Annotated in this window: 28 protein-coding genes; 17 read left to right on the forward strand and 11 right to left on the reverse strand. The window is 65.6% G+C overall.

The window, feature by feature from the left end:
• The first annotated feature begins 24 nt into the window (after positions 1 to 24).
• The 6 genes from G5C33_RS16015 to G5C33_RS16040 all read left to right on the forward strand — a co-directional run bounded on the left by G5C33_RS16015 (position 25) and on the right by G5C33_RS16040 (position 8149).
• Positions 25 to 711, forward strand: a complete 687-nt coding sequence (locus tag G5C33_RS16015) for a peptidylprolyl isomerase (RefSeq protein WP_165328056.1) — start codon at positions 25 to 27, stop codon at positions 709 to 711.
• A gap of 34 nt (positions 712 to 745) precedes the next feature.
• Positions 746 to 1780 (forward strand): tRNA preQ1(34) S-adenosylmethionine ribosyltransferase-isomerase QueA, encoded by a 1035-nt coding sequence (gene queA / locus G5C33_RS16020; protein ID WP_165328057.1) that lies wholly within the window; start codon positions 746 to 748, stop codon positions 1778 to 1780.
• A gap of 170 nt (positions 1781 to 1950) precedes the next feature.
• A complete protein-coding gene (locus G5C33_RS16025; protein WP_165328058.1) occupies positions 1951 to 5262 on the forward strand; it encodes a pre-peptidase C-terminal domain-containing protein in 3312 nt (1103 codons plus the stop codon).
• A gap of 73 nt (positions 5263 to 5335) precedes the next feature.
• Positions 5336 to 6259 carry a cation diffusion facilitator family transporter gene (locus G5C33_RS16030; protein ID WP_165328059.1) on the forward strand — a complete coding sequence of 308 codons (924 nt, stop codon included), beginning with the start codon at positions 5336 to 5338 and terminating at the stop codon, positions 6257 to 6259.
• Entirely contained in the window at positions 6252 to 6959 is a 708-nt protein-coding gene (locus tag G5C33_RS16035) for an HAD hydrolase-like protein (protein WP_228275098.1), read from the forward strand. The genes G5C33_RS16030 and G5C33_RS16035 overlap by 8 nt, the downstream gene beginning before the upstream one ends.
• Entirely contained in the window at positions 6956 to 8149 is a 1194-nt protein-coding gene (locus G5C33_RS16040; protein ID WP_165328060.1) for an alpha/beta hydrolase, read from the forward strand. The genes G5C33_RS16035 and G5C33_RS16040 overlap by 4 nt, the downstream gene beginning before the upstream one ends.
• On the opposite strand, the gene G5C33_RS16045 is transcribed toward G5C33_RS16040, so the two are convergent.
• Entirely contained in the window at positions 8146 to 8463 is a 318-nt protein-coding gene (locus tag G5C33_RS16045; RefSeq protein ID WP_165328061.1) for a cupin domain-containing protein, read from the reverse strand. The two genes, G5C33_RS16040 and G5C33_RS16045, sit on opposite strands and share 4 nt — an antisense overlap.
• 56 nt (positions 8464 to 8519) lie before the next feature.
• Between G5C33_RS16045 and tgt the strand changes: the two genes are divergently transcribed.
• From tgt to G5C33_RS16060, 3 genes are all read left to right on the forward strand, one after another.
• The gene (tgt, locus tag G5C33_RS16050) at positions 8520 to 9659 is read left to right on the forward strand and encodes a tRNA guanosine(34) transglycosylase Tgt (RefSeq protein ID WP_165328062.1); all 1140 of its coding nucleotides are present in this window, start codon (positions 8520 to 8522) and stop codon (positions 9657 to 9659) included.
• Positions 9660 to 9695: 36 nt separating this feature from the next.
• Positions 9696 to 10115: a hypothetical protein gene (locus tag G5C33_RS16055; RefSeq protein ID WP_165328063.1), complete on the forward strand. Its 420-nt coding sequence runs from the start codon at positions 9696 to 9698 to the stop codon at positions 10113 to 10115.
• 135 nt (positions 10116 to 10250) lie between these two features.
• The gene (locus tag G5C33_RS16060; RefSeq protein ID WP_228275099.1) at positions 10251 to 11270 is read left to right on the forward strand and encodes a cell wall hydrolase; all 1020 of its coding nucleotides are present in this window, start codon (positions 10251 to 10253) and stop codon (positions 11268 to 11270) included.
• 66 nt (positions 11271 to 11336) lie between these two features.
• Here the strand turns inward: G5C33_RS16060 and G5C33_RS16065 are convergent, their stop codons facing one another.
• On the reverse strand, positions 11337 to 11735 hold the full coding sequence (locus tag G5C33_RS16065; RefSeq protein WP_165328064.1) for a hypothetical protein: 399 nt from the start codon (positions 11733 to 11735) through the stop codon (positions 11337 to 11339).
• A gap of 221 nt (positions 11736 to 11956) precedes the next feature.
• On the opposite strand from G5C33_RS16065, the gene G5C33_RS16070 reads away from it, so the two are divergent.
• Positions 11957 to 12253 (forward strand): winged helix-turn-helix domain-containing protein, encoded by a 297-nt coding sequence (locus G5C33_RS16070; protein ID WP_206518579.1) that lies wholly within the window; start codon positions 11957 to 11959, stop codon positions 12251 to 12253.
• Between the two features lie 57 nt (positions 12254 to 12310).
• On the opposite strand, the gene recN is transcribed toward G5C33_RS16070, so the two are convergent.
• The 3 genes from recN to G5C33_RS16085 all read right to left on the reverse strand — a co-directional run bounded on the left by recN (position 12311) and on the right by G5C33_RS16085 (position 15184).
• Positions 12311 to 13975 (reverse strand): DNA repair protein RecN, encoded by a 1665-nt coding sequence (recN, locus tag G5C33_RS16075; RefSeq protein ID WP_165328065.1) that lies wholly within the window; start codon positions 13973 to 13975, stop codon positions 12311 to 12313.
• A 52-nt stretch (positions 13976 to 14027) separates the two neighbouring features.
• Positions 14028 to 14828, reverse strand: a complete 801-nt coding sequence (locus G5C33_RS16080) for an outer membrane protein assembly factor BamD (RefSeq protein ID WP_165328066.1) — start codon at positions 14826 to 14828, stop codon at positions 14028 to 14030.
• A gap of 134 nt (positions 14829 to 14962) precedes the next feature.
• Positions 14963 to 15184 (reverse strand): hypothetical protein, encoded by a 222-nt coding sequence (locus G5C33_RS16085; RefSeq protein WP_165328067.1) that lies wholly within the window; start codon positions 15182 to 15184, stop codon positions 14963 to 14965.
• A gap of 148 nt (positions 15185 to 15332) precedes the next feature.
• Here G5C33_RS16085 and G5C33_RS16090 point away from each other — a divergent pair, with 148 nt between their 5' ends.
• From G5C33_RS16090 to G5C33_RS16120, 7 genes are all read left to right on the forward strand, one after another.
• Positions 15333 to 16058: a hypothetical protein gene (locus G5C33_RS16090; RefSeq protein WP_165328068.1), complete on the forward strand. Its 726-nt coding sequence runs from the start codon at positions 15333 to 15335 to the stop codon at positions 16056 to 16058.
• Between the two features lie 54 nt (positions 16059 to 16112).
• On the forward strand, positions 16113 to 16490 hold the full coding sequence (gene crcB / locus G5C33_RS16095; RefSeq protein ID WP_228275100.1) for a fluoride efflux transporter CrcB: 378 nt from the start codon (positions 16113 to 16115) through the stop codon (positions 16488 to 16490).
• Entirely contained in the window at positions 16487 to 17566 is a 1080-nt protein-coding gene (locus G5C33_RS16100) for an RluA family pseudouridine synthase (protein WP_228275101.1), read from the forward strand. The genes crcB and G5C33_RS16100 overlap by 4 nt, the downstream gene beginning before the upstream one ends.
• 135 nt (positions 17567 to 17701) lie before the next feature.
• Positions 17702 to 18199 carry a hypothetical protein gene (locus G5C33_RS16105; RefSeq protein ID WP_165328070.1) on the forward strand — a complete coding sequence of 166 codons (498 nt, stop codon included), beginning with the start codon at positions 17702 to 17704 and terminating at the stop codon, positions 18197 to 18199.
• 22 nt (positions 18200 to 18221) lie between these two features.
• Positions 18222 to 18908: an HAD-IA family hydrolase gene (locus tag G5C33_RS16110; RefSeq protein ID WP_165328071.1), complete on the forward strand. Its 687-nt coding sequence runs from the start codon at positions 18222 to 18224 to the stop codon at positions 18906 to 18908.
• A gap of 17 nt (positions 18909 to 18925) precedes the next feature.
• Positions 18926 to 19147 (forward strand): hypothetical protein, encoded by a 222-nt coding sequence (locus tag G5C33_RS16115; protein WP_165328072.1) that lies wholly within the window; start codon positions 18926 to 18928, stop codon positions 19145 to 19147.
• Positions 19144 to 19839, forward strand: coding sequence for an ATP12 family chaperone protein (locus G5C33_RS16120; protein WP_165328073.1), 696 nt, complete (start codon positions 19144 to 19146; stop codon positions 19837 to 19839). The genes G5C33_RS16115 and G5C33_RS16120 overlap by 4 nt, the downstream gene beginning before the upstream one ends.
• Here the strand turns inward: G5C33_RS16120 and G5C33_RS16125 are convergent.
• The 6 genes from G5C33_RS16125 to G5C33_RS16150 all read right to left on the reverse strand — a co-directional run bounded on the left by G5C33_RS16125 (position 19836) and on the right by G5C33_RS16150 (position 25303).
• On the reverse strand, positions 19836 to 20399 hold the full coding sequence (locus G5C33_RS16125; RefSeq protein WP_165328074.1) for a hypothetical protein: 564 nt from the start codon (positions 20397 to 20399) through the stop codon (positions 19836 to 19838). The two genes, G5C33_RS16120 and G5C33_RS16125, sit on opposite strands and share 4 nt — an antisense overlap.
• Positions 20400 to 20423: 24 nt before the next feature.
• The gene (gene gmk / locus G5C33_RS16130) at positions 20424 to 21074 is read right to left on the reverse strand and encodes a guanylate kinase (RefSeq protein WP_165328075.1); all 651 of its coding nucleotides are present in this window, start codon (positions 21072 to 21074) and stop codon (positions 20424 to 20426) included.
• 62 nt (positions 21075 to 21136) lie between these two features.
• Positions 21137 to 21355: a hypothetical protein gene (locus G5C33_RS16135; protein WP_165328076.1), complete on the reverse strand. Its 219-nt coding sequence runs from the start codon at positions 21353 to 21355 to the stop codon at positions 21137 to 21139.
• 237 nt (positions 21356 to 21592) lie between these two features.
• Positions 21593 to 22981 (reverse strand): class II fumarate hydratase, encoded by a 1389-nt coding sequence (gene fumC / locus G5C33_RS16140; protein ID WP_165328077.1) that lies wholly within the window; start codon positions 22979 to 22981, stop codon positions 21593 to 21595.
• Between the two features lie 554 nt (positions 22982 to 23535).
• Positions 23536 to 24384, reverse strand: a complete 849-nt coding sequence (locus G5C33_RS16145; protein ID WP_165328078.1) for an ABC transporter permease — start codon at positions 24382 to 24384, stop codon at positions 23536 to 23538.
• Positions 24377 to 25303 (reverse strand): ABC transporter ATP-binding protein, encoded by a 927-nt coding sequence (locus tag G5C33_RS16150; RefSeq protein WP_206518580.1) that lies wholly within the window; start codon positions 25301 to 25303, stop codon positions 24377 to 24379. The genes G5C33_RS16145 and G5C33_RS16150 overlap by 8 nt, the downstream gene beginning before the upstream one ends.
• Positions 25304 to 25352: the final 49 nt, after the last annotated feature.

Consider the following 25352-nt stretch of genomic DNA (forward strand, 5'->3'; position numbering starts at 1 on the left):
GCCGTTTTCTGGGTGGGGAAGTTGATGCGTATCGCCGCAATGCTCCTGGCGTTTCTGGGGCTGTTTTCTATTGTGCCGGCATCGGCGCAGACCTCGCGGGTCGTACCGTCGAACCGGCCCGAGCCACCCTCGCCCAGCGACCCGGAAAATCTCTGGCTGCTCGACCTTTCGACCGGCGGTCGCGTGACCATCTGGCTGCGCCCCGATGTCGCGCCGGAGACGGTCGAGCGCATCAAGACGCTGACGCGCGAGAAATTCTATGACGGGCTGACCTTTCACCGCGTCATCGAAGGCTTCATGGCACAGAGCGGCGACCCGGAAGGCACCGGCCAGGGCGGGTCGGAGCTTCCCGATGTCAAAGCCGAGTTCAACTACCTGCCGCATGTGCGCGGCGCCGTGGGTGCGGCCCGCGAAGGCGCACCTCCGGGCGCGGACGAGGAAACCCGCACCAAGGCGGAAAACAGCGCGAACAGCCAGTTCTACATCATGTTCGCGCCGCGTCTCTCGCTCGATCGCGACTATACGGTGTTCGGGCGCGTGATCGACGGCATGGAATATGTCGATACCATCACGCGCGGACAGCCGCCGGCGAATCCCACGCGCATCCTGCATGCCTGGATCGCCGCAGACGATCCCCCCGCCTATCAGCCGCCCGCGCCGCGCGAGCTGCCCGAAGGCGAGGAACGCGTGACGCTGCCCGGGGCCGAATGAGGACGCGCCCGGCGCTTGCCGGGCCGATACGGCCATGAACGTCGATCTTTTCGACTTCGACCTTCCGAACGACCGGATCGCGCTGCGCCCGGCGAGCCCGCGCGACGCGGCGCGCATGCTGGTGCTTGCGGGCGAGGAAACACGCGACGCGAGCGTATCGGACTTGCCGGCGATGCTGCGCGCCGGCGACATGCTGGTATTCAACGACACGCGCGTCATCCCCGCGCAGCTCGAAGGCATGCGCGGGGACGCCCGGATCGGCGCGACGCTGCACAAGCGCGAAGGCCCGCGCCGCTGGCGTGCCTTCATCCGCAACGCCAAGAGGCTGCGCGAAAACGACAGAATCGATTTCGGATCAGGCGTCACAGCAATTGCCCGCGACCGCGCGGAGGACGGCAGTTTCGCGCTGGAGTTTCCCGGCGACGAGCCGGTCGAGCTGCTGCTCGAGCGGGCGGGGCGGATGCCGCTGCCGCCCTATATCGCAAGCAAGCGCGATCTGGATGCGCGCGATCGCGACGATTATCAGACGATGTTCGCGCGCGAGGCAGGCGCCGTCGCGGCGCCCACCGCCGCGTTGCATTTCACGCCCGGCCTGATAGCCGCGCTGGACCAGGCCGGGATCAGCCATGCCACGCTTACCCTGCATGTCGGCGCGGGCACGTTCCTGCCGGTCAAGGCGAACGATACCGACGCGCACCAAATGCATGCCGAATGGGGCCGGATCGACCAGGAAACGGCGGACCGGCTGAATGCCGTGCGCGCCGATGGCGGACGGCTGATCGCTGTGGGCACCACCAGCCTGCGCCTGCTGGAAAGCGCCACGGGCGAGGACAATGTCATCCGCCCGTTCGAAGGCGATACGGCGATCTTCATCACGCCGGGCTATCGCTTTCGCGCGATCGACGGGCTGATGACCAATTTCCACCTGCCCCGCTCGACTCTGTTCATGCTGGTATCGGCACTGATGGGGCTGGATCGGATGCAGGCGGCATATGCCCATGCGATCGGAAACGGCTATCGCTTCTATTCCTATGGCGATGCCAGCCTGTTGCTGCCGGGACATTTGTAATTTTTTGGCCGCTTGACCGGGCCACCGGCGGCCTTATCCATTCGAAAATGCAGACACGGCGGATACGGGCGTGAAAGCCGCCGGGGGGATTCAGGACAGGTTCAAGATTGCAAGACGAGCCTCGGCGCAACGGGTCAGAGGCATATAGTCGAGTTTCGGGGGAGATTTCGATGAAGGGCAAGCGGTTTCCGGTGTGGTTCGGCGCAATCGTTGCCGCGATGCTGGCGACGGCGCAACCGGCGCTGGCGCAGCAGGGGTTTTCCGGCGAACTCGCCCCCGGCGATACGCAGATCGACACCGGCGAATATGTCGATGCGCACAGCTTCACCGCCACCGCCGGCCAGCGCATCACCGTCACGATGGAGTCGGACGATTTCGACACCTATCTCGCAGTCTCCGGGCCGGGCGATTTTGCCGAGCATAATGACGACGCGACCGAAGACAGCACCAACAGCGCGCTGACCTTCGTCGCCCCCGCGTCCGGCGAATATCGCATCCTCGCCACCAGCTATGAAGGCGGCGAAACCGGCCGTTATCGCGGCACGATCGATATCGGCGGTGGCGCTGTTGCAGACCAGTCTGCCCGACAGACCGTTACCGGCACGCTGTCCACCAGCGACGCCCAGCTCGACAACGGCGAGTATTTCGACACCTATCCGGTAACGTTGCGCGCGGGGCAGCGCGTCTCGATCGCGATGGAGTCGGGCGAATTCGACACCTATCTGGTGGTGATCGGTCCCGACACCGAGTTTACGCGCGAAAATGATGATGCCGGCGACACGACGACTGACGCCGCACTCACATTCACGGCGCCGACCGACGGCGAGTACCAGATCGCCGCAACCAGCTTCGAAGGTAATCAGACCGGCAGCTATACGCTGACGATCGAAGGTGCCCGGCTGACGGGACAGGCCGTCACGCAAGCGCCCGTTGCCCCGGCGGGATCGGGCAGCGGATTTGTCGCACGGCTCGACGCCACCGACGGCAAGCTCGACAGCGGCGAGTATCGCGACGTCTATACCTTTTCGGCACGCGCCGGGCAGCGCGTTTCGGCACGCGCCGAATCGAGCGATTTCGACACCTATCTGATGGTGCGCGGCCCCAATGACTTCAGCGAGGAAAATGACGACGCCGCCGAGGACGATCGCAACGCAGCGCTCGATTTCGCGACTCCCGAGGAAGGCGATTACCGGCTGGTGGTCACCAGCTACGAAGCGGGCGAAAGCGGTGACTACAACCTGATCGTCAACGGCGTGTCGCTCGACAGCGAAAGCGTGGCGCTCAACCAGACCGTCTACGAACAGACGATAAGCGGCGCGCTCGAGCGCAGCGACAGCCGACTGGGCACCGGCGAATATACCGACCGCTACACGATCACCGCGCGCGCGGGGCAGCGGATCGCGCTGTCGGCGCTGTCTGACGATTTCGATACCTATCTGATGGTGCGCGGGCCGGGCGACTTTTCGCAGGACAATGACGATGCCGTGGCCGGCGAGCGCAATGCCGCGATGCGCTTTACCGCGCCCGCAGACGGCGAATATCGCGTCATCGTCACCAGCTATGCCGAAGGAACCACCGGCGCCTATCAGCTGTCGGTCGGCGGCGCGCGCATCGACGGCCAGGGGAACGCCGCGCCGGCGCAGAGCGGCAACGGCATGACGCTGGGCACCCCGGTGCGCGGCACGCTGGCTTCGGGCGACAACGAATTGCGCTCGGGCGAGTATGTCGACACCTGGGAATTGCGCGCGACGCCGGGCGAACGGATCGCGGTGCGGCTTATGTCGGACGCGATCGACACCTATCTGATCGTGCTCGGCACCGACGGGCGGATCGGCGAGAATGACGACGATCCCAACGGCAACGGATCCTCGGATGCAATGCTGGAGCTGACCGTTCCGGCCGATGGCCGCGTCTCGATCGGCGCGACCAGCTATCAGCCGGGCGAGACCGGGGGCTATACCCTGGTCGCCGAGCGTGTCGGCGCGGGCACAGGCGGCAGTGGCAGCAGCAGTCAGAACAGCATCAGCGTCGGGCAGACGGTTCGCGGTTCGCTAGGGTCCGGCGAAGCGCGCGAGGGCAAGTATGAAGACGTCTACGTCCTGCGCGGCGAAGCCGGACAGAGCATCGAAATCCGGCTCGATTCGACCGCGTTCGATCCCACGCTGGCCATTCGCGGCGGTAACGGATTTTCCGATTCGAACGATGACGATCCGGCCGTCGAGAATACGCGCAACAGCCGTCTGGTCGTCACGCTGCCGCAAAGCGGCACCTACAGCCTCGTCGTTTCAAGCTATGAGGCACAGGCGACCGGCGGCTATTCGCTCAGTGTCGCGCCCGCGCAGGCCCCGGCCGGCACCCCGGCCACGAGCGGCGGTACCGACATGCTGGCGCTGGGCCGCACCGCTACCGGGCGGCTGCAGAATGGCGACCGCCAGCTCAATTCGGGCGAATATGCCGATGCCTACAGCTTCGCGGGGCGCGCGGGACAGGAAATCGAGATCGACCTCAACTCGAGCGATTTCGATCCCTATCTGATCCTTTCCGGTCCCGGCGATTTCCATGAGGAAAATGACGACGCCGTCACCGAAAGCGGGCGCTCCACGCATGACAGCCGGATCGTGGTCACGCTTCCCGAGGACGGGACTTATTATGTCAACGTCACTTCCTATCAGGCTGGCGAAACCGGGGCGTATCGCGTCGGGCTGAACGCGGGCAGCGGCGCTTCGGGCATGGTTTCGAACCGCAGCGCGTCGGGCGGCGGCCCGCGTGTTTTCGCGGTGATGGTGGGCATTGCCGACTATCCCGGCACCGCCAACGACCTCTCAAGCACCGACGAGGACGCAATCAAGCTGGGCGAGACACTGCGCCGCTCGGGCCTGCTCAACCCCTCAAGCGTTACGCTGGTCGACGCGCAGGCCACGCGCGCCGGCGTTCGCAACGCGATTGCCAGCGTCGCGGCGCAGGCCGGGCCCGAGGATCTGTTCCTCTTCTTCTATTCCGGCCACGGCAATCAGGTGCCGACGCCGGTTTCGGCCGAGGAGCTGGACGGGCGTTCGGAAACCATCCTGCTCTATGACGGGCAGGCGAGCGACAACGAACTCGCCCAATGGCTGTCGGGCGTCCGCACGCGGATGCAGATGGTGGTGTTCGATTCCTGTTTCAGCGGCGGCATGAACAATCTGGTCAACAAGCCCAATGTCATGGGTATCTTCAGCTCCGAGGAGGATCTGACCAGCCTTGTGGCGCAGAAATACCAGGCAGGCGGCTATCTCGCCTATTTCCTGCGCAATGCACTGTCGGGCGAAGCCGACACCAATCACGATCGCGTGCTGACGGCGGGTGAACTGACGCAATATCTCCGGCTGAAGTTCAGCGCCGAGGGCCCCCTGCCCGCCTCCACGCTCGACAATATCCGCAACTATCAGAATCTGACGATCGATCGCGGCGGCGTGCGAGTCGACGATATGGTGCTGCGTCTTTGAACGCGGATGCGATGGTCACCGACATCACAAGTGCTAGTATCTCCTGCGACCCGCCCGCTATGACCCGGGCATAATGGGAGCGAATCACGACCATCATCACGGGCCGGGGCACAGCCATGCCCCCGCCGATTTCGGCCGCGCCTTCGCGATCGGCACCGCGCTGAATCTCGGCTTCGTCATCGTCGAGGGCGGCGCGGGCTTCCTGACCGATTCGATGGCGCTGCTCGCCGATGCCGGTCATAATCTTTCCGATGTGCTCGGGCTGCTGATCGCCTGGGCCGGAGCGGAGCTTTCGAAGCGGCCGCCGACGCGGCGATTCACCTATGGCCTGCGCGGCTCATCGATCCTTGCCGCATTGTTCAATGCCATCCTGCTGCTCGTCGCGGTCGGCATGATCGCCTGGGAAGCGCTCGGGCGCTTCGCCGATCCGCCGCATGTATCGGGTACGACGGTGATGATCGTCGCTGGTATCGGCATCGTCATAAACACCGCCACTGCCCTGCTGTTCGTCAGCGGGCGCAAGGGCGACATGAACATCCGCGGCGCGTTTCTGCACATGGCGGCGGACGCCGCGGTTTCGGCGGGCGTGGTGATCGGCGGCGGCCTGATCCTGTGGACCGGCGACGCCTGGATTGATCCGGTCGTCAGCCTGCTGATCGTCGCGGTGATTCTGTGGAGCACCTGGTCGCTGCTGCGCGATTCGGTTACGATGGCGCTTCAGGCCGTGCCGCCCGGGGTTGATATCGATCTGGTCGAAACAACACTGGCGAAGCTGCCCGGTGTCGAGCGCATCCACGATCTGCATATCTGGCCGATGAGCACGACCGAAACCGCGCTGACCGCGCATCTCGTCATGCCTGAGGGTCATCCCGGCGACACATTCCTCGCCGAATTACAGCACAAGCTGGCGCACGACTTCGGTATCGACCATACCACCGTGCAGATCGAACTGGCGAACGGAGCGGAATGCCGGGTACATGGGAAAGGTAATGTCTGAGGCCACCATTATGGACGCGACACGCGCGCCGCGGGCAGCGGACGACACCGAACGTGCGAGCTTCGATCCGATCAAGCTGGTGATTTTCGATTTCGACGGCACGCTGTCGGACAGCGGCGAGTGGTTCCTGTCGGTCGTCGACGAGCTCGCCAAGCGCTTCAAATTCCGCACCGTCACCGATGACGAGGTCGAGATGCTGCGCCATCGCTCGACGCGCGACGTGATCCAGTATCTGGGCATCCCCAACTGGAAGCTGCCGTTCATCGCCCGCTATGTCCGCAAGCTCGTCTACAAGCGGCACTATGAATTTCACTTGTTCCCCGGCGTTGGCGAGATGCTCGACCGGCTGCGCAAGACCGACATGCGCATCGCGCTGGTGACGTCGAACGCCGAACCCAATGTCCGCGCGATCCTGGGCGAGGAAAACGCGTCGAAGATCGAAATCTTCTCCTGCGGCTCCTCGCTCTACGGCAAGGCGCCCAAATTCCGCCGCGTGGTGAAGCGCGCGGGGCTGGCGCCGCGCCAGGTGCTGGCGGTAGGCGACGAAACCCGCGACGTCGACGCCGCACGCGAAGTCGGCATGCGCGCCGGATCGGTGCTCTGGGGCTATGCCAGCGAAACCGCGCTGGCCGGTGTCGCGCCGGACGTAACCTTCCGCACCACCGAAGAAATCGTCGAATATGTGAGCATGAACCGGTGACGCGGCTGGCGGCGTTGTTCGCGACGCTGCTGCTGCTCGCACCCTTGTCTGTTGCGGCGCAATCGGGCGCTGCAGGACGAAGCATCTCGGAATATCGTGAAGCGAGCCCCGCCGCCCGCGACGCGCGCATCGCCGAAATGCTGTCCGAGCTGCCGGGCGGCACCCCCGCGATCGACGCGGAGAGCGGCGAAGTCACGTTTTTCTACCTTGCCGAGACGCCCGACACATCGGTGTCGGTGCGCGGCGATTTCACGCCGAGCGCTCCGATGCGGTTCGACTGGAGCGAAACGGGCGTAGCGATGATGCCGGTGGTGCCGGGCGGGCGGCTGTTCGCGCTCACCCGGACCTTCGAGGCGGATGCGCGGATCGATTACCAGCTTGTCGTCAACGGCAAAGCGCAAGTCGATCCCGGCAATATCCGCAATCGCGACGGCGGGATATACGGTCAGACGTCCGAGCTGGTGATGCCCGGCTATGACGAACCGGGCTTGTCCGTCGCGTGGAACGCACCGCCAAAGGGTCGGTTCGAAACCGTTTCGGGCGATGTCCTGCATGGTCCCAGGGCGCGCGTCTATCTGCCCGAAGGCTATGATCCGGCGCGGCGCTATCCGGTAATCTATGTGCCCGACGGCGCGGCCTGGGACAGCTATTTCCATTTCGGGCAGACGCTCGACACGCTAATTTCGGCGGGGCGGATGGCGCCGGCGATCGCGGTGCTGATGGACGCGCCGCCCGATCGCAGCCGCTTCTACGGCTATGGCGCGCAGGATTATCTCGACTATGTCAGCGCCGTCGTCGCCTGGGTTGATGGGCATTATCCGACGATCCGGGACCGCGCTGCCCGCGCGCATCTCGGCACGTCGGCGGGCGGGCGCGCGGCACTGCACGCGGGCTATGCACTGCCCGACACCTTCGGCCTGATCGGGATGATGTCGCCGTCCTTCCGGGCTCCCGAAGGCGTGACGCCGCCCGATCTGGAAGAGCCCAGCCCCTTTCCCGAAGGCACCCGATTCTGGGTCAGCTCGGGCAGCTATGAGCGCCGCATCGACGAAAGCGCGCGCAAGGCCGCCGCGCTGCTGACCGAACGCGGATACGATGTGACGACGCACTACACCCATGAAGGCCATTCGCTAGCCACCTGGCGCAACATGCTGCCCGATCTGCTCGAGACCTTCTTCCCGCCCGATTAGTCCAGATGCACCGCCAGCCATACGCTCGGCGCATCGGGATCGGTCCAGGTCACCCAATGCGGCGTGCCGCGCGGGATCCATAGCCAGTCACCGGGTGCCAGTGCTCGCTCCGCCGCGTCCGCGATCCGCAACCGCGCGGTGCCGGAGAGCAACACCACCCATTCGTCGGCATCCTGCACCATCGGCGCGTCTTCGGGCGTCGCCTGCCCCTGCGAAACGATCCGCTCGATCCGCACGCCGGGACGGGCGAGCAATTCGGTGAAGACTTCCCCGGTTGTCGCCGAGGGAAGGCCGCTGAACAAATTATCGGACATCGCCCGCATCTCCTGCGCCATTTGCTTCGCCTGTCCTACGCACTAAGGAGCGGCGCGTGAGCAAGCCCCGTTTCCAATTCACCATTAGCGCCACCGACGGCAAGGCGCGCACCGGCAGCATCGCGATGCGGCGCGGCGATATTCGCACGCCCGCCTTCATGCCGGTCGGCACCGCCGCGACGGTCAAGGCGATGAAGCCGCAGGACGTGCGCGCATCGGGCGCCGACATCATCCTCGGCAACACCTATCATCTGATGCTGCGCCCCACCGCCGAGCGAGTCGCGCGGCTGGGCGGGCTCCATGATTTCATGGGGTGGGACCGGCCGATCCTGACCGACAGCGGCGGCTATCAGGTGATGAGCCTTTCGGAGCTGACCAAACGCAGCGAGGAAGGCATCACCTTCAAGTCGCATCTCGACGGATCGCGGCATCTGCTCAGCCCCGAAAGGTCTATGGAGATCCAGCGGCTGCTCGGTTCGGACATCGTGATGGCGTTCGACGAACTGGTGCCGACCACCTCCACCCGCGACGTGCAGGCGGCCGCGATGGAGCGATCGATGCGCTGGGCGAAGCGCAGCCGCGATGGATTCGATTCCGGGCGCGAGCATGCCGAACGCTCGGCGCTGTTCGGCATCCAGCAGGGCGCGCTGGACGAAGAGCTGCGCAAGGCGAGCGCCGACGCGCTGCGCGATATCGGGTTCGACGGCTATGCCATCGGCGGACTCGCGGTCGGCGAAGGCCAGGAAGCGATGTTCGGCGTGCTCGATTACGCACCGGGCCAGCTCGATGCTGCGAAGCCGCGCTATCTGATGGGCGTGGGCAAGCCCGATGACATTGTCGGCGCGGTCGAGCGCGGCGTAGACATGTTCGATTGCGTGCTGCCTACGCGATCGGGAAGGACGGGGCAGGCGTTCACCCGCGAAGGACCGGTCAATATCCGCAACGCCAAATTCGGCGAGGATCAGGGGCCGCTCGATTCGGCCTGCGGCTGTCCGGTGTGCGGCAAATGGAGCCGCGCATATCTCCACCATCTCGTCCGCGCGGGCGAGATATTGGGGGCGATGCTGATGACCGAGCACAACCTCTGGTTCTATCAGGCGCTGATGGCCGATCTGCGCGCGGCGATTTCGGACGGACGGCTGAGCGCATTCGCCGACGATTTCCGTACGCGATATTATGGTGGGCGGACGCAATAGCTTGCGGGCTTAGGAAAAGCCTGCTTGGTTTCGCGGATGGAACAGCTTTCGCCTGCCTATTTCTCTGCAATCGCGACGCAGACGGGCAACATCGCGGCGTTTCTGGGCGGTTTCGCCGCCACCTATCTCGCGACGCTGCTGACGCTGACCAAGCCGAGCCGGATCGCGAGCATCACGATCGGTTGCGCGGCGATCGCGGCGATCTGCTTTATCATCAGTGTCGCGGCAGCGACGACTCTGGTCGCGATGCTGCATCCCGAAGCACCGGCGCATATAGCCGATAACGGCGTGCTGCTTCCGCGCGTGCTGATGGCGCTGCCCTTCGCTTTGGGCATGTGCGCGCTGCTCGGCAGCATCGGCGCGAGCGGGTGGCTGCGCTCTCGCCGCACCGGCTGGACAACCAGCATTGCGGCCGGCATCGGCCTGGTGGCCATCCTGCCGCTGATTGTCGGCTGACCCGGATATTACGTTAACCATCAAGTGTTTCGCGACAGGACAGCGCAAAATGCAGGGGCGCGGCGCGGCATGAATTGGGCTATCGACTCGCTGCGGCGCACGTCCTTGCGCCGCCTGTTCAGTCGAGGATGAGCCATGTTCTGGCGCCGGTTCACACGCATGCAGACGCGCGGCATTGCCGCCGCGCTGCTCGTGTCGCTCGCCGGCGCTGGATTTTCGGCGCAGGCGCTTGCTCCCCAGGGGCCGGGCGCCGCCGACGAAGCCCCTGCCCCCACCGGCTACGAAGCCGAGGACCATTTTCCCGGCGCCGCCTATTTCACTGCGATCGACGACAGCGGCACCGTATCCGCTGCAGGTACAACCGGAACGAATGACCTGCCCGACCTGCCCATCCCGGCAGGGCCCGCCGATGACGGCACCGTGATCGCGGCAGCCCCCTTTCCCCGGGCGGGAAGCGCCACCGATCGCAGCCGCGCGCTGCAATGCCTGACCGACGCCATCTACTATGAAGCAGCCAATGAACCCGATGCGGGGCAACGCGCGGTGGCGCAGGTCGTGCTCAATCGCGTGCGCCATCCCGCCTTTCCCGCGACGGTGTGCGGGGTGGTGTTTCAGGGGTCGGAAAAACCCGGCTGCCAGTTCAGCTTCGCCTGCGACGGCTCGATGGCGCGCGGACGTGCCCGCGCCGCATGGGATCGGGCCGAGCGAGTCGCCAAGTCGGCGCTGGACGGCAGCGTGTTCGCGCCGGTGGGGCTGGCGACGCACTATCATACCCATGCCGTCACGCCGTCCTGGAATCGCAAGCTGGTGATGACCGGCGTGTTCGGCGCGCATTTCTTCCATCGCTGGCAAGGCGGCTGGGGCACGTCGGCGGCGTTCCACCAGCGCTATCTCGGCGGCGAGCCCGTACCCGGCCCGAAGCGCGCAGCGCCCGCGACCGAACCGGCCGCCTCGGCGGCGCCCGCGCCGGTGCCTTCGCCCGATCCGGTGCGCAGTGCAGCGCAGACGCCGCGCGAAAATATCCGGTCGCGCTATGCGGAAAGCGGCACGCCGCGCGATATCGCGCGCGCCGCCGCCCGCCCCGCCGAAGCGCCGGGCCTGCCCGAATCGACGATCCTCGATCGCTGGAAAGGCACCGGCCAGCCGATCCGCTGATCGTGCCAGACGAAAACGGGCCCCGCCGTTTCCGGCGAGGCCCGGTCAGGAGCCGGTCGGGGAGGATTACCGGCGGTTGTTCTGATAGCCACGGCGATCATGATCGCGCCGGGTCTGCGCATCGTGGCGTTCGGCACGGATCATCCGCGACAGACGGTCGAAACGCTGATCGAGATCCAGGCGCTCCGCGCGGGTCAGGCGATTGCCGCTGCGGCGGTAGCGCTGTTCGAGCCGTTCCAGATTGCCGAACACGCGGCGCAGGTTCGCGGCCTCGGCGCGGGTCAGCGATCCGTTGCGAACACCGACATTGATGCGCCGTTCCAGATTGGCCTGACGCTGGTTGATGTTGATCCAGCGTTCGGGCGCGGGCGCCGCGCTGGGGGCTGCCGGGGCGGCAATGGCAGTGGCGGGAACCGTGGCGGCGAACATGCCCAGGCCGGCGGCGGCGATCAGAAGCTTTTTCATCGTTACACTCCTAAAGAACATTCAGGGCCGACCATCGCGGCCTCGAAACCAGTTATGGGAGTGGCTTGTCGCGAAGCTGTGCCATGCTTCGTACGAAAGTGTCACAATCTGTCACCACGCGGCGCACTTCGTTCATCTTCGGGAATTTTCGCGGGCAAACCGCCGTGCCGCCGCCAACCCGTCTATAATGCAAACCAGGTGTTGCCTTACGGAGAAGTGGCGTGGCGCGTTTCGATATCGACAGCCTGGACGAAGTGATCCACGGCCGCATGCGGCTGGGCATCATGGCCTATCTGGTCGACAGCGGCACGGCAGATTTCGTCGAGCTGAAACAGCATCTGCGCGCGACGCAGGGCAATCTTTCGATCCATCTGCGCAAGCTGGAAGACGCCGGATTCATCGCGATCGAAAAGCGCATCGTCGACCGCAAGCCGCTGACCCGCGCAAGACTGAGCGCGCGCGGACGCAAGGCATTCGGCAACTATATCCAGGCGCTGGGGCGCGTGATCGCGCCGTAAACGCCGTCCCGAAACCCAACCTCCGTCACCCTGAACGCGTTTGGTGCACAGGCAGCCCTAGGCCGTTTCCAGCAGCCGCTCCGCCTGCGCGCGCGCTTCGTCGGTGATTTCGGCACCCGAGAGCATGCGGGCGATTTCCTCGCGGCGCTGCTCGGCGTCGAGCGGCGTCACCCCGGTGCGCGTCACGGTGCCGTCATGGCTCTTGGCGATCAGCAGGTGATGGCTGCCGCGCGCGGCGACCTGCGGGCTGTGCGTCACGACCAGCAGTTGCGAAGTGCCGGCCAGCCGGGCCAGCCGCTCGCCGATCGCGCTCGCCACCGCGCCGCCGACGCCGCGATCGATTTCGTCGAAAATCAGAGTCGCCGCCCCGCCCTCTTCGGCCAGCGCGACCTTGAGCGAGAGGATAAAGCGCGACAATTCGCCGCCCGACGCGATCTTGATCAGCGGCGCGAACGGAGCCCCGGGATTGGTCGAGATCTCGAATTCGACGCGGTCCATGCCGCCCGCGCCCCATTGTTCGGGCGGCAATTCGGCAACCACGGTGCGGAACCGCGCGGCATCGAGCTTGAGCGGCTTCAGCTCCGCCGCAACCGCCGCATCGAGCCGCTTCGCCGCCTTGACGCGATCGTCAGACAATCGGGTCGCGGCCTTTTCATAAGCGGCGCGGGCTTCGGCGAGCGCCTTTTCGAGTTTGCCGATGCCCGCCCCGCCGCTTTCCAGCCGGTCGAGCTTCGCGCCGAGTTCCTCGGTCAGTTCGGAAAGATCATCCGGCTGGACGCGATGCTTGCGCGCCAGCCCGCGCAGATCGAACAACCGCGCCTCGTCGGCCTCCAGCGCGGCGGGATCGAAGGCAAGTGCATCGGCGGCGGTATCGACATGCTCCTGCGAGGCGGACGCTTCGATGATCGCGCGATCGACCGCGGCCAGTGCTTCGGCCAGCGCCTCATGGTCTTCGGAGACACGCTCGAGGATGCGCGCCGCCTGCCGCAGCCGGGTGAGCGCGCCATCGGAGCCGTCGAGCAGATCGGCGACGGATTGCAGATCGCCCGCGATCTTCTCGCCCCGCTGCATCGTCGCACGGCGTTCGGCAAGCTGCGCCTCCTCGCCCGGCTCGGGCCCCAGCGCTCGCAGTTCGGAAACGGCATGTTCAAGCCATTCGCGATCGCGCTCCGCGCTCTCCTGTTCCTCGCGCGCTTGTGCCAGCACGGCTTCGGCATCGCGCCACGCACGATGCGCGGCCGCCGCCGGACCTGTATCGCAACGCCCATAGACATCGAGCAGCGCGCGATGGCCGCGCGGGTTGAGCAGCCCGCGATCGTCATGCTGGCCGTGGATCTCGACCAGATACGGCGCCAGATCGCGCAGCAGCCCTGCCGAGGCGGGTTGATCGTTGACGAAGGCCCGGCTGCCGCCATCGGCCTTGACCAGGCGGCGGATGATCAGCGGCTCGCCCGGCTCCATCTCCAGCCCGTTTTCGGCCATCAGATCGGCGACTCCCGCAGCGCGCGGTGACAGCTCGAAACTGGCGGTGACCACTGCCTGCTTCGCGCCCTGACGCACCAGTCCGCTGTCGCCGCGCGCGCCCAGCGCCAGCCCCAGCGCATCGAGCAGGATCGACTTGCCCGCCCCGGTTTCGCCGGTGAGCACGCCGAGACCCGCGCCGAACTCAAGGTCCAGCGCCTCGATCAGCACCACGTCACGGATGGATAACGCCGTCAGCATCGCCGACTGCTTTTACGCGCTTGCGAGTTGCGGGAAAGCCCGAAACGCGCCCTCAGTTGCCGTTCGCCGCAACCAGATCGGGCGCATGCTCCTGCATGAGCTCATAAGCATGCTCATACCAGTCGCTGCCGGGATAGTTGGCGCCGAGCACTGCGGCGGTCTTTCTGGCCTCTTCGGGAATGCCGAGCGCGAGATAGGTTTCGGTGAGCCGCATCAGCGCCTCGGGCGTGTGCGAGGTCGTCTCAAACTCCTCGACGACATGGCGGAAGCGCAGGCTGGCCGCCAGCCACTGGCCGCGCTCTTCATAGAAGCGGCCGATCTCCATCTCCTTGCCGGCGAGGTGATCGCGCAGCAGGTCGATCTTGAGCCGGGCATCTGCGGCATAATCCGATTCGGGATAGCGCCGGGCCAGTTCGCCAAGCGCATCGAGCGCGTCCTGCGTCACCTTCTGGTCGCGCGTGACGTCGCTGATCTGCTCATACTGGCTGATGCCGATCAGATAATAGGCATAGGGCGCATCGCGATTGCCCGGATGCACCGCCAGAAAGCGCCGCGCGCCGCGAATGGCCTCGGCATAATCCTTGTTCATGTAATAGCTGAAGGCGCCCATCAGCTGGGCACGGCGCGCCCAGATCGAATAGGGATGCTGCCGCTCGACTTCGTCGAACAGCGCGGCCGCCATCTTGTACTGTCCGCGGTCGAGCCGCTCCTTCGCCGCCGAATAGAGCGTCCCCACGTCGCGCGCGACATAAGGCGTATCCGGCCGCCCCTTGCCGCCTGCGCAGCCGGCAAGGGGAATGGCGACGGCGGCAAGCGTCAGAAGCGTGAACGCGCGGAACATTCGAATATGCATAAAGGCGTTCTTAGCCGAGCCGTGGCGCGGCGAACAACATCTTTCGCGACGAGCCGATCGCTCGTGCGATCCGAGGCGTTCGGCCGATCATGGCGCCAGCGGCGGCCACGGACCGAGGCACGCTCGCTTTCGTGTCAGAAAAGGCCCCAGGTAAGCAACAGCCGACCACCGCTGAGCACCGCGACCAGAATATTGAGATTGCGCCCGGAATTGCTGTCGGACAGCACCCCCAGCGCAATACCGACTACCGCGATCGGAAACACGATCCAGTTGATCAGCGAAATGATCGGGATGATCCCGATGATCGCAAGCACAAGGCCGACCACGCCGACCAGAAGGGACAGGATGTTCAACATGGTCCCTAGATAGGACACACAGGGTGTGTTGGCAATATAAAACACCCGCGCTGGCGACTATTCTGCCGCAGCTTCGTCCGGCAGGCGCATCCTTCCCAACCGAACCTTAACCCTTGAGCGGCACAAGGTCGGCAAACGGAGTTCGGTCATGGTCCGCAAGACGCGCCTTTTCTGCACTGTCGCACTGTCGCTGGCGCTCGCTGCCTGCGGCGGCGGGGAATCGCGCGACGACGTTCAGACCAACGTGCAGGAAGCCGATCCGGCGCTGACCGCCGCGCTGCAGGACCAGATCATGGTCGATCCGCAGCTTTCGCAGCAATCCAATCGCGATTCGATTCGTCCCCCCGGGCAGCCCTATTCGGGTGCGATTCCCGCCGATGGCGTCGCGACCAACAGCAATCCTGTCGAAGGCGAGCTGATGCAGGTGCCCGACCCGGTACCCGCCGAAGACTGCGAACAATGCCGGGCCGCGCGCGAATCGGTGACGCTGGGCGGTCTCGCCGAACGCCAGGCCAATGGCGGGCTGGGCGAATGCGCCGCCGATCTGCAATATTCGGCGAGCTGGGCCCAGCGACTGCCGCGCGATATCCCGCTTTATCCGCAGGCGCGCGTCACCGAGGCTGCCGGCACCGAAAGCGGCGATTGCGGGCTGCGCGTCGTCAGCTTCTCCTCGCCCGCCCCGATCGACCGGATGCTCGACTGGTATTACACCGCCGTCAAACGCGCCGGCTATGACGCCGAGCACCAGGTCGACGGCCGCGAACATATCCTGGGCGGAACGCGCGCGTCGGATGATGGCGCCTATGTGCTGTTCCTGTCGCCGCGCGGCGACGGCGGCACCGATATCGATCTGATCGCCAACAACGGAATCTGAGCCGCGAGCGCGCGGCGTTTCCCTTTCGTCGCGAACCGCGCTAACGCGCGGGACATGCTGCATCTCCTTATCGTCATGCTGGGCGGCGCCATCGGAGCGGGCGGCCGGCACATGATCGGCAAATTCTCGCTGCTGTGGTTCGGCCCCGGCTATCCCTGGGGCACGCTGATGGCCAATCTGATCGGCGGGCTGCTGATGGGGCTGCTCGTCGGCGTGATGGCGCGTGTCGGCACGGGCGGCGAGCAATGGCGGCTGTTCCTCGGCACCGGCATGCTCGGTGGGTTCACCACTTTCTCGACCTTCTCGCTCGACGCAATGGTGATGATCGAGCGCGGCGACTGGAGCGGCATGCTCGGCTATGTCGCGATGTCGGTGGTCGGTGCGATCGCCGCGGTCGCGGCGGGCCTGGCGCTGGTAAGGGCAGTGGCATGAGCGAAGTCCGGCAATTCACTGTCTCCGTCGACGATGACGGCATCCGCCTCGACCGCTGGTTCAAGCGGCATATGCCTGAAGCCAGCTTCAACATCGTGTCGCGCTGGGCGCGCACGGGCCAGTTGCGCGTCGACGGCGCGCGCGCAGCGCCGGGAGACCGGATCGAAGCGGGCCAGGTGATCCGCGTCCCCCCGGCCGAGCCCGAAAAGCCCGCGAAGAAGAAATCGAGCCGCCCGCCGCTGACACCCGAACAGACCGAGTTCGTCCAGTCGCTGGTGCTCCACCGCGACGCGCAGGCGATCGTCATCAACAAGCCGCCGGGCCTCGCGACGCAAGGCGGCACCAAGACGCACGAGCATGTCGATGCGCTGCTCGACGGGCTGACGTTCGATCTCGAATCGCGGCCCAAGCTCGTCCACCGGCTCGACAAGGATACGTCGGGCGCGCTGCTGCTCGCGCGTACCGCGCGCGCCGCCGCCTATTTCTCGAAGCATTTTTCGGGTCGCAGCGCGCGCAAGGTCTATTGGGCACTGGTGATCGGCGTGCCCGATATCGACGACGGCATCATCGATCTGCCGCTCGCCAAGCAACCGGGCACGGGCGGCGAAAAGATGCATGTCGACGAGGCGGAAGGCCAGCCGGCGCGCTCGCGCTATCGCGTGATCGAGCGCGCGGGCAATCGGGCCGCCTGGGTCGAGCTGCAGCCCTTCACCGGGCGCACCCACCAGTTGCGCGTGCACATGGCCGCGATCGGGCACCCGATCATCGGCGACGGCAAATATGGCGGGCAGGATGCCTTCCTGACCGGCGGAGTCAGTCGCAAGATGCACCTGCACGCGCGCCGCATCCGCATCGATCACCCCGATGGCGGCAAGATCGATGTCACGGCGCCCCTGCCCCAGCATTTCGCCGAAACGCTCGACACTTTGGGATTCGACGAAGCGCTTGGCGACACGCTGCCCATCGATGATTCGCCGCCTCCGCCGAGCAGGGAGGAAAAGAAGGCCAAAGCGCGCCAGCATGCCAAGTCCGTTCGCAAGGAACGCCGCGGCGAACGACGCAAGCGCGGCGGCTGATCCAGATCAGGAAAGCGCCGCAATCCGTTTCATTACAAGCACGGTTAGCTTCAGTTACGGACTGGAATCACAATACGGAATCCGGCATCACCCTGGCGGGACGCTGGTCGAACGACTGGAATTGGGGAGATTAACATGAAGTTCCGTGCTGTTATTGCGGCCGCCGCCGCTGCCTTTGCCATGTCGCCGGCAGTTGCCTCGGCGCAGGATGTCTATGCGGAAGTCGGCGGCTGGAGCGTCTTCAAGAATCCCGAAAATTGCCGCGCCATCGGTTCTTTCGACGGCGATACGCATCTCGCAGTCGGCTATTATCCCGCCGATGACCGCGTCATGCTGGTGGTGATCGATTCCGACTTCACCATGAGCAACGGCCAGGAGCTCCAATACAAGATGTATTTCGCGCAGGGCGACACTCTCAACGACGATTGGGGTACCGTCACCGCCTATGGCCTGCGGATGGACAACGGAAACAACGCCTTCCGCCTCAGCCTCGATGGCAATGATTTCCTCGAGGACTTCGGAGACAATGAACTGATCGGTTTCTTCACCGGCGACGACCTGGTGATCAGCCTGCGGCTCGAACGGTCGGCGGAAATCGAATCGAAGCTGCGTCAGTGTGGCGCCTCCATCTGATCGCCGTCAGAGCGAAATCCACGTGAACCGCCTGGCATTGTTCGACTGCGACGGGACGCTGGTCGACAGTCAGGCCAATATATGCCGGGCGATGGAGGAATGTTTCTCCATCGCCCGTCTCGTTCCCCCGGATCGCGCCGCGATCCGCCGGATTGTCGGGCTGAGCCTGGTCGACGCGATTGCCCGCCTCGTCCCCGATGGCGACACGGCGCTGCATCAGGCGATGGCGGAAGACTACAAACATGCCTTCTTCACCATGCGCCAGCGCGGCACGATGGATGAAGAACCGCTGTTCGAAGGCATCGCCGATACGCTGACCGCGCTCGAGGATACCGGATGGCTGCTGGGTGTGGCGACCGGCAAATCCGATCGCGGGCTGCATCACATCCTTGAGCATCACGGCATCAAACAGCGCTTCGCGACGCTGCAGACCGCCGATCGTCATCCGTCCAAGCCGCATCCCGCAATGGTCGAAACCGCGATGGCGGAAGCCGGCGCCGCTCCCGAAACCACCGTGGTGATCGGCGACACCAGCTTCGACATGGCGATGGCCGTGGCGGCGGGCGCGCATGGCGTCGGCGTAGCCTGGGGCTATCACGGGCCCGAGGAACTGATCGGTGCCGGCGCCCGCATTGTCGCCGACCATGCGCTGCACCTGCCCGGTCACCTGCACGAAACATGGTCGGGCTCTTCCCCCGCCGCCGTCTGATCCGCTATCGTCGCGCAATGAACGAATCCGACAAGCTGGCACGCAATCGCTATTTCGCGATGGTCGCGGTGCAGATCGTCGCCACCGTGGGCGCGGTCTTCGGCCTGATCCTGGCCGGCCGCGCGACGAGCTGGGAGTTGACCATGCTGGGCGGGGCGATCCTGCTGAGCGGCCTTTACGTGATGGTGGTCGTTCCCAAGGCAATGGCACGTCGCTGGCGGACGCCGCCCGCCCCATGAAGCGATTCTGGACGGAAGCCGACGTTACCGATCTGGGCGATGCGGGCTATGGCATCGCGCTTGACGGGCGGAGCGTGAACACGCCGGGACGCGTGCGGCTGACCGTGCCCTCCGCGCCGCTTGCCGAAGCCATTGCCGAGGAATGGCGCGCCGTGGGCGAGCAGATCGATCCGCGCGCCATGCCGCTGACCGGGCTGGCCAATGCCGCGGTCGACCGGATCGCGCCCGCCGCCGCTGATTTCGCCGCCGGGCTGGCGGCCTATGGCGAGAGCGACCTGCTCTGCTATCGCGCCGACAGCCCGGCCGAGCTCGTTGCACGGCAGGCGGCGCATTGGGATCCGCTGCTCGATTGGGCGCGCGGCCGGTATGGCGTCCAACTGGAGACCGTTTCCGGCGTGATGCACCGCGCCCAGCCGCAGGCCACCATCGCGCGGCTGAACGGCGCAGTGGCGGAGCGCTCACCCTATGAGCTTGCCGGCCTCTATCCGCTCGTGTCCGTCAGCGGCTCGCTGATCGCTTCGCTTGCGCTCCTCGAAGGCGCGGCGAGCCGCGACGCGGTCTGGGCCGCGGCGCAGGTCGATGAAGACTGGCAGGCCGAACAATGGGGCGAGGACGATCTCGCGACGAAGACCCGCGAAGCGCACCGCGCCGAATTCGACGCGGGCGCCCGGTTTCTGGGCCTGATCGGTTAGTCGGCTCCCGGAAGCTGCCGGGGCATGAACCAGCGCGAAATCACTGCGCCCGCCGCGAGGAACGACACCAGATCGGCGACCCAGGCAAAGAGGAAATAGCCCCAGGGGGCGTGATTGAAGATCGGCTGCCCCAGATCGACATAGACAGTGATCGCGACCGCGAATAGCGCGACCAGCTTCATCCGCGTGCCGAAACTGGCCCCCTGGGTGAAGCTGCGCAGCGCCGCGGCAATGACGAGCGCGCAGAGGATGGCGAGCACCAGTCCGCCGATCAGAGCGCTGCTGTCGACCACGGGAAAACCGTTATTGTTGAACAGCACCATTGCGGTAGGGCCGTTGCCATAGGCCGAGGTGCCCGCATTGGTGCCCGGCCAGGGAATCGGATAGGCGCCGGTTCCGGTCGGCCCGAGATTTTCCGCCAGCGCGGCCTGCACCGCGAGACCCTGCGCGTCTGGCGCCACCGTGAAGGCCAGATAGCTGAGCGGCGTACCCCAGAAGATGAATCCGACGAACCACATCGCCAGACCACCGACAACTCCGCCTAACAGCAAACGCGGCATATCACTCCCCCTTCGATACGGGCGCTATTTGAGCAGGCCCCGGATGAATCCGATCAATCCCGTCTGCCGCGAACGCCGGATACGCTCGGCCGCCAGGATGGTACGGACTTCCTCATAGCATTTTTCGACGTCGTCGTTCACCAGCACATAGTCATAACCGTCCCAGTGGCTCACTTCACCGGCGGCACGGGCCATGCGGCGGTTGATCACCTCTTCCGAATCGGTGTTGCGGGCGACCAGGCGCTTGTGCAGTTCCTCCATCGACGGCGGTAGGATGAAGACCCGAACGACGTCCCCCCCGGCAAGCTGAAACAGCTGCTGTGCACCCTGCCAGTCAATGTCGAACAACACGTCATGCCCGCTCGCCAGCATCGAAAACACGCTTTGCTTCGGCGTGCCGTAGCGATGATCGAAGACATGCGCCCATTCGAGAAATTCATTCGCCGAAACCATCGACTTGAACATCTCGGTATCGACGAAATGATAATCGACGCCGTCCTGCTCCCCGGGGCGAATCGGCCGGGTCGTGTAGGAGACCGACATGGTCAGCCAGGGGTCGTTGGCAAGCAACTTGCGGGCAATCGTCGATTTTCCCGCGCCGGAGGGCGAGGAAAGGACGAAGAGCACGCCACGGCGCTTGAAACTGTGCGGATCCTGTTCGGGGCTATGGGGCATGCGCGCTAGTGGCGCGGCCCGACCGCTTCCGTCAAGCCTGCTCGGCCATGCCGCATGCCGCTTCAGGCATGCTGACGCGGCTTTGACGAGATATCGTACAAAACCGCCTTGGCGCCGCGATAAACCATCCAGCCGAGCAGGGCCGTGGCGGCAACCGGCACCGCCACCTTGAGCACGTTGGCGGCAACCGCGCCGATCACTGCGCCGTCTACCGCGCTGTCATCGCCGCTCATCGCATCGATCGCGCCGCCGATAACCGCGCCTGTGGTCGTAGCACCCATGTTTTTGCTCCCGAAATTCGTGTCGCAGGACAAGCGCTGGAGCGCGCGGGAAGTTCCCATTCCTCCCCGAGCTTGCTCGGGGAGGGGGACCGCCAGCCGCAGGCTGGTGGTGGAGTGGCGCCGCCAAACGGCGGCGTGATGCTTGCCACCTGGCCAGACGGCGACTGTGTCGCCGCCCCTCCACCACTCGCTTCGCGAGCGGTCCCCCTCTCCAAGACAAGCTTGGGGAGGAATTCTTCACCGCCCGATCATCGTTTCCGGCTTCACCACGCGGTCGAACGTTTCCGCATCGACCAGGCCGAGCGCCAGGCCGCTTTCCTTCAGCGTCAGGCCCTTTTCGTGCGCGTTCTTGGCGATCTTGGCGGCGTTGTCATAGCCGATTTCGGGCGCCAGCGCCGTCACCAGCATCAGCGAGCGGCCGACCAGATCGGCGATCTGCTGTTCATTGGCTTCGATCCCGTCGACGCAGCGTTCGGCGAAGTTGACCATGCCGGTCGCCATCAGGTCGATCGAGCGCATCACGTTGGCGCCGATCAGCGGCATGAACACGTTGAGTTCGAAATGGCCCTGCATGCCGCCGACAGTGACCGCCTGATGGTTGCCGACCACCTGCGCCGCCAGCATCGTCAGCGATTCGCACTGGGTGGGGTTGACCTTGCCCGGCATGATCGAGCTGCCCGGTTCGTTCGCCGGCAGCGAAAGCTCGCCGAGGCCCGAGCGCGGGCCCGAGCCGAGGAAGCGGATGTCGTTGGCGATCTTGTTCAATGCCACCGCCAGGGTGTTGAGCGCGCCCGAGAAGAAGACGAGCCCGTCCTTCGCCGCGAGCTGCTCGAACTTGTTCGGGGCGGGCTCGAATTCCATCCCCGAAATGTCGCTGATCGCCTTGCACATATCCTCGGCCCAGCCCTGAGGCGCGTTGAGGCCGGTGCCGACCGCAGTGCCGCCGATGGCGAGCTTCTTGAGATTGCCTTCGCGCGCGCCTTCGAGCCGCGCCTTGCAGCTGATCAGCTGCGCGGCATAGCCGGAGAATTCCTGGCCGAGGGTGAGCGGCGTCGCGTCCTGAGTATGCGTGCGGCCGATCTTGACGATGTGATCCCAGGCCTTGGCCTTGTTGACCAGCGCGTCGGTGAGGCGATCGAGCGCGGGCGACAGCGTGTCGCGCGCCGCGAGCGCCGCCGCGACATGGAGCGCGGTGGGGAAGCTGTCGTTCGACGACTGCGACATGTTGACGTGATCGTTCGGGTGCACCGGCGACTTGCCACCACGCGTGCCGCTGAGCATTTCATTGGCGCGGCCGGCGATCACTTCGTTGACGTTCATGTTGGTCTGGGTGCCGCTGCCGGTCTGCCAGATCACCAGCGGGAACTGATCGTCGAGCTTGCCCGCGATCACTTCCTGCGCCGCCGCCTCGATCGCGTCGGCGACCTTGGGGTCAAGCCCGTGCTTGCGGTTCACTCGCGCCGCCGCCTGCTTCACGATCGCCTGCGCATGGACGATGCCGAGCGGCATGCGTTCCTGGCTGCCGAACGGGAAATTCTGGATCGAACGCTGCGTCTGCGCGGCCCAATAGGCGTCGGCGGGAACTTCGATCGGGCCGATCGAATCGGTTTCGGTGCGAGTGGTCACGGGCGATTTTCCTTCTTCACATCCAGTCCCCGAGCGGGGAGTCGCGCGCGCTCTAGCGCCTGAGTCGGGCCGATGCCAAGCGCGGGCGCGCGGGTATCGGGAGGGCGGAAGGAGACAAAAGAGACACCACGTCCCCTGTCCTTGTCCTTCCCCGAGCGGCGGTCGCGGTTGCGAGCGGAGCCGGCCGGGGATGCGGAGTGCGCCATGATGCCCGGGTTTAGCCACGAATGCGCCGTGTAGGACAGCGGGAATTGTGCCCGACAGTATCGCGTCGCCCCTGCGCAGGCAGGGGCCTATCTCTGTATCGTCCTAAGCCTCAGGCGGACAGGGGAGCGCGCGCCCTGTGTCAGATCTTCTCGCGACACGGTATAGACATGGGCCCCTGCCTGCGCAGGGGCGACGGACAAGGAGGAACGGTTGCGCTTCGCACGACCCGCCGCCTTGTCATCCCGGGCTTGACCCGGGATCCAGCTTCTTCTGCTGCCTCGATGTTGGAAAAGGCAGCCGGACCCCGGCTCAAGGCCGGGGCGACGGGAGGTTGTTGAAGGCGGCGATCAGTTCAAATCCTGCCGCAGGAAGCGGAGCTGCGTCGCCGCGCCCGCCGCGACAGTCCAGCCGGCCAAAATCGCGGCCGAACTGCCCATCGAGAAGGAAATGATCGTGTCGGGCGCCAGCGGCAGCGTGAGGCCCCTGCCCGTCGTCCAGCTGAGGAAATTGGCGATGTGATAGAAAGGCAGGACTTCGACCAGCAGTGCCGTCAGCGACAGCGCATATTGCGCGGCGAAGACGGCGAGCAGCGGCATCAGCTGCTCGATCACGACCAGCGCGATCGACAGGATCACCGTCGCGAGGATCGACTGGGTCAGCACCGCGAACAGGCCCGCGAATGCGACGGTATAGGCAATCGGCAGCAGCGCGTTCGCCATCGCCCGCAAATGCGCGTCGGCGAGCGCGGCGAAGGTGATGCCTTCGGGAAGCGGCGAACCAAGGAAGCCGCCGAGCCATTCGCCGAGCAGCCCGATCAGATCGGTTGCGAGCAGCGAGAGCAGGACGAAGCCGAACACCACCACCCATTTCGCCGCGATCAACTGCCAGCGCGAACGCGCGGGGATGATCAGCTTCCAGGTGTTCCAGCCATATTCGCCCGCGAATACCAACGCGGCGAAGCCCGCGATCAGGAAGCGCCCCGGCGCTGACTTGGGGATCGACCAGAAAATCGCCGAGTCGGCGATCCAACGCGCGGCGGACGACCCCGCTTCGGGCGGGCCCGACGCGGAGAGCGCGGTATAGATAAGCACGCCCAGCGTGATCAGCGCGACGCCGACGGGATAGATCCACACCATCAGCCATGTCGCGCGGTGGCGGTGCAGTTTCAGCGCTTCGGCGCGGACGGCATCAAGCATCTTGCGGGTCCCTCGTCATGGTGAGGAAGATTTCTTCGAGGCTGCGATCATCGGGGCCGATGGCGAAGACATCGACTTTCGCGGCGGTGAGCAGCCGGACGATTTCGGGCGTATCGGCGCGGCTGGCGCGGACGCTCAGCCCCTTGTCGGTCGCCTCGACCGGCCAGCGATCGCCGAGCGCGGCGATGGCGGCGTCTGCGGGTTCGGCGTCGACGCGCAGCACTTCGCCCTTGGCGAGCAATTCGCCGACCGTGGCTTCGCGCAGCAGCTTGCCCTTGTTGACCACGGCGACGCGGTCGCAGATCTGTTCGACTTCGTGGAGCAGGTGGCTCGACAGGAACACCGCCTTCCCCTCCCCCGCCAGCCCGCGGATCAGCGCGCGCATATCCTGGATGCCTGCGGCATCGAGGCCGTTCGCGGGTTCGTCGAGGATCACCAGATCGGGATTGTCGAGCAAAGCGGCGGCGACGCCGAGCCGCTGTTTCATGCCGGTGGAATAGCCCTTCACCTTGCGGTGCGCATCACCGGAAAGATCGACGCGCTCGAGCACCTGCTCGATCCGCTCGCCGTCATGTCCCTGCGTCCGCGCGAGCACGCGCAGATTGTCGCGTCCCGACAGGAAGGCATAAAATGTGCCGCCATCGACCAGCGAGCCGACGCGCGCAAGTGCGCCCTTTTCGGTAACGTGGCGGCCAAAAACGAAGGCCTCGCCCGCGCTCGGGCGGATGAGGCCGAGCGCCATGCGGATCGTGGTGCTCTTCCCCGCGCCGTTGGGACCGAGAAAGCCATAGACTTCGCCGCACCGCACGCACAGCGACACATCGTCGACCGCGCGCTTGGCCCTGGTACCGCGGCCATAGGCCTTGCCGAGGCCGCGCAATTCGAGCGCGATCGTCTCTTCCGATTCACTGTCGGCCAAGTTTGTCCCTCCCTGCATGGACATGGCTCTGTTCGGCGCCCTGTGTGCA

Origin of the sequence: Sphingosinithalassobacter tenebrarum (assembly GCF_011057975.1) — a bacterium.
Lineage (GTDB): Bacteria > Pseudomonadota > Alphaproteobacteria > Sphingomonadales > Sphingomonadaceae > Sphingomonas > Sphingomonas tenebrarum.

What these genes read in the sequence shown, in the direction of transcription:
- G5C33_RS16015 (WP_165328056.1), top strand. Translation starts at nt 25, where the DNA reads ATGCGTATCGCCGCAATGCTCCTGGCGTTTCTGGGGCTGTTTTCTATT.
- queA (WP_165328057.1), top strand. Translation starts at nt 746, where the DNA reads ATGAACGTCGATCTTTTCGACTTCGACCTTCCGAACGACCGGATCGCG.
- G5C33_RS16025 (WP_165328058.1), top strand. Translation starts at nt 1,951, where the DNA reads ATGAAGGGCAAGCGGTTTCCGGTGTGGTTCGGCGCAATCGTTGCCGCG.
- G5C33_RS16030 (WP_165328059.1), top strand. Translation starts at nt 5,336, where the DNA reads ATGGGAGCGAATCACGACCATCATCACGGGCCGGGGCACAGCCATGCC.
- G5C33_RS16035 (WP_228275098.1), top strand. Translation starts at nt 6,252, where the DNA reads ATGTCTGAGGCCACCATTATGGACGCGACACGCGCGCCGCGGGCAGCG.
- G5C33_RS16045 (WP_165328061.1), bottom strand. Translation starts at nt 8,463, where the DNA reads ATGTCCGATAATTTGTTCAGCGGCCTTCCCTCGGCGACAACCGGGGAA.
- G5C33_RS16055 (WP_165328063.1), top strand. Translation starts at nt 9,696, where the DNA reads ATGGAACAGCTTTCGCCTGCCTATTTCTCTGCAATCGCGACGCAGACG.
- G5C33_RS16060 (WP_228275099.1), top strand. Translation starts at nt 10,251, where the DNA reads ATGTTCTGGCGCCGGTTCACACGCATGCAGACGCGCGGCATTGCCGCC.
- G5C33_RS16065 (WP_165328064.1), bottom strand. Translation starts at nt 11,735, where the DNA reads ATGAAAAAGCTTCTGATCGCCGCCGCCGGCCTGGGCATGTTCGCCGCC.
- recN (WP_165328065.1), bottom strand. Translation starts at nt 13,975, where the DNA reads ATGCTGACGGCGTTATCCATCCGTGACGTGGTGCTGATCGAGGCGCTG.
- G5C33_RS16080 (WP_165328066.1), bottom strand. Translation starts at nt 14,828, where the DNA reads ATGCATATTCGAATGTTCCGCGCGTTCACGCTTCTGACGCTTGCCGCC.
- G5C33_RS16085 (WP_165328067.1), bottom strand. Translation starts at nt 15,184, where the DNA reads ATGTTGAACATCCTGTCCCTTCTGGTCGGCGTGGTCGGCCTTGTGCTT.
- G5C33_RS16090 (WP_165328068.1), top strand. Translation starts at nt 15,333, where the DNA reads ATGGTCCGCAAGACGCGCCTTTTCTGCACTGTCGCACTGTCGCTGGCG.
- crcB (WP_228275100.1), top strand. Translation starts at nt 16,113, where the DNA reads ATGCTGCATCTCCTTATCGTCATGCTGGGCGGCGCCATCGGAGCGGGC.
- G5C33_RS16100 (WP_228275101.1), top strand. Translation starts at nt 16,487, where the DNA reads ATGAGCGAAGTCCGGCAATTCACTGTCTCCGTCGACGATGACGGCATC.
- G5C33_RS16105 (WP_165328070.1), top strand. Translation starts at nt 17,702, where the DNA reads ATGAAGTTCCGTGCTGTTATTGCGGCCGCCGCCGCTGCCTTTGCCATG.
- G5C33_RS16115 (WP_165328072.1), top strand. Translation starts at nt 18,926, where the DNA reads ATGAACGAATCCGACAAGCTGGCACGCAATCGCTATTTCGCGATGGTC.
- G5C33_RS16120 (WP_165328073.1), top strand. Translation starts at nt 19,144, where the DNA reads ATGAAGCGATTCTGGACGGAAGCCGACGTTACCGATCTGGGCGATGCG.
- G5C33_RS16125 (WP_165328074.1), bottom strand. Translation starts at nt 20,399, where the DNA reads ATGCCGCGTTTGCTGTTAGGCGGAGTTGTCGGTGGTCTGGCGATGTGG.
- gmk (WP_165328075.1), bottom strand. Translation starts at nt 21,074, where the DNA reads ATGCCCCATAGCCCCGAACAGGATCCGCACAGTTTCAAGCGCCGTGGC.
- G5C33_RS16135 (WP_165328076.1), bottom strand. Translation starts at nt 21,355, where the DNA reads ATGGGTGCTACGACCACAGGCGCGGTTATCGGCGGCGCGATCGATGCG.
- G5C33_RS16145 (WP_165328078.1), bottom strand. Translation starts at nt 24,384, where the DNA reads ATGCTTGATGCCGTCCGCGCCGAAGCGCTGAAACTGCACCGCCACCGC.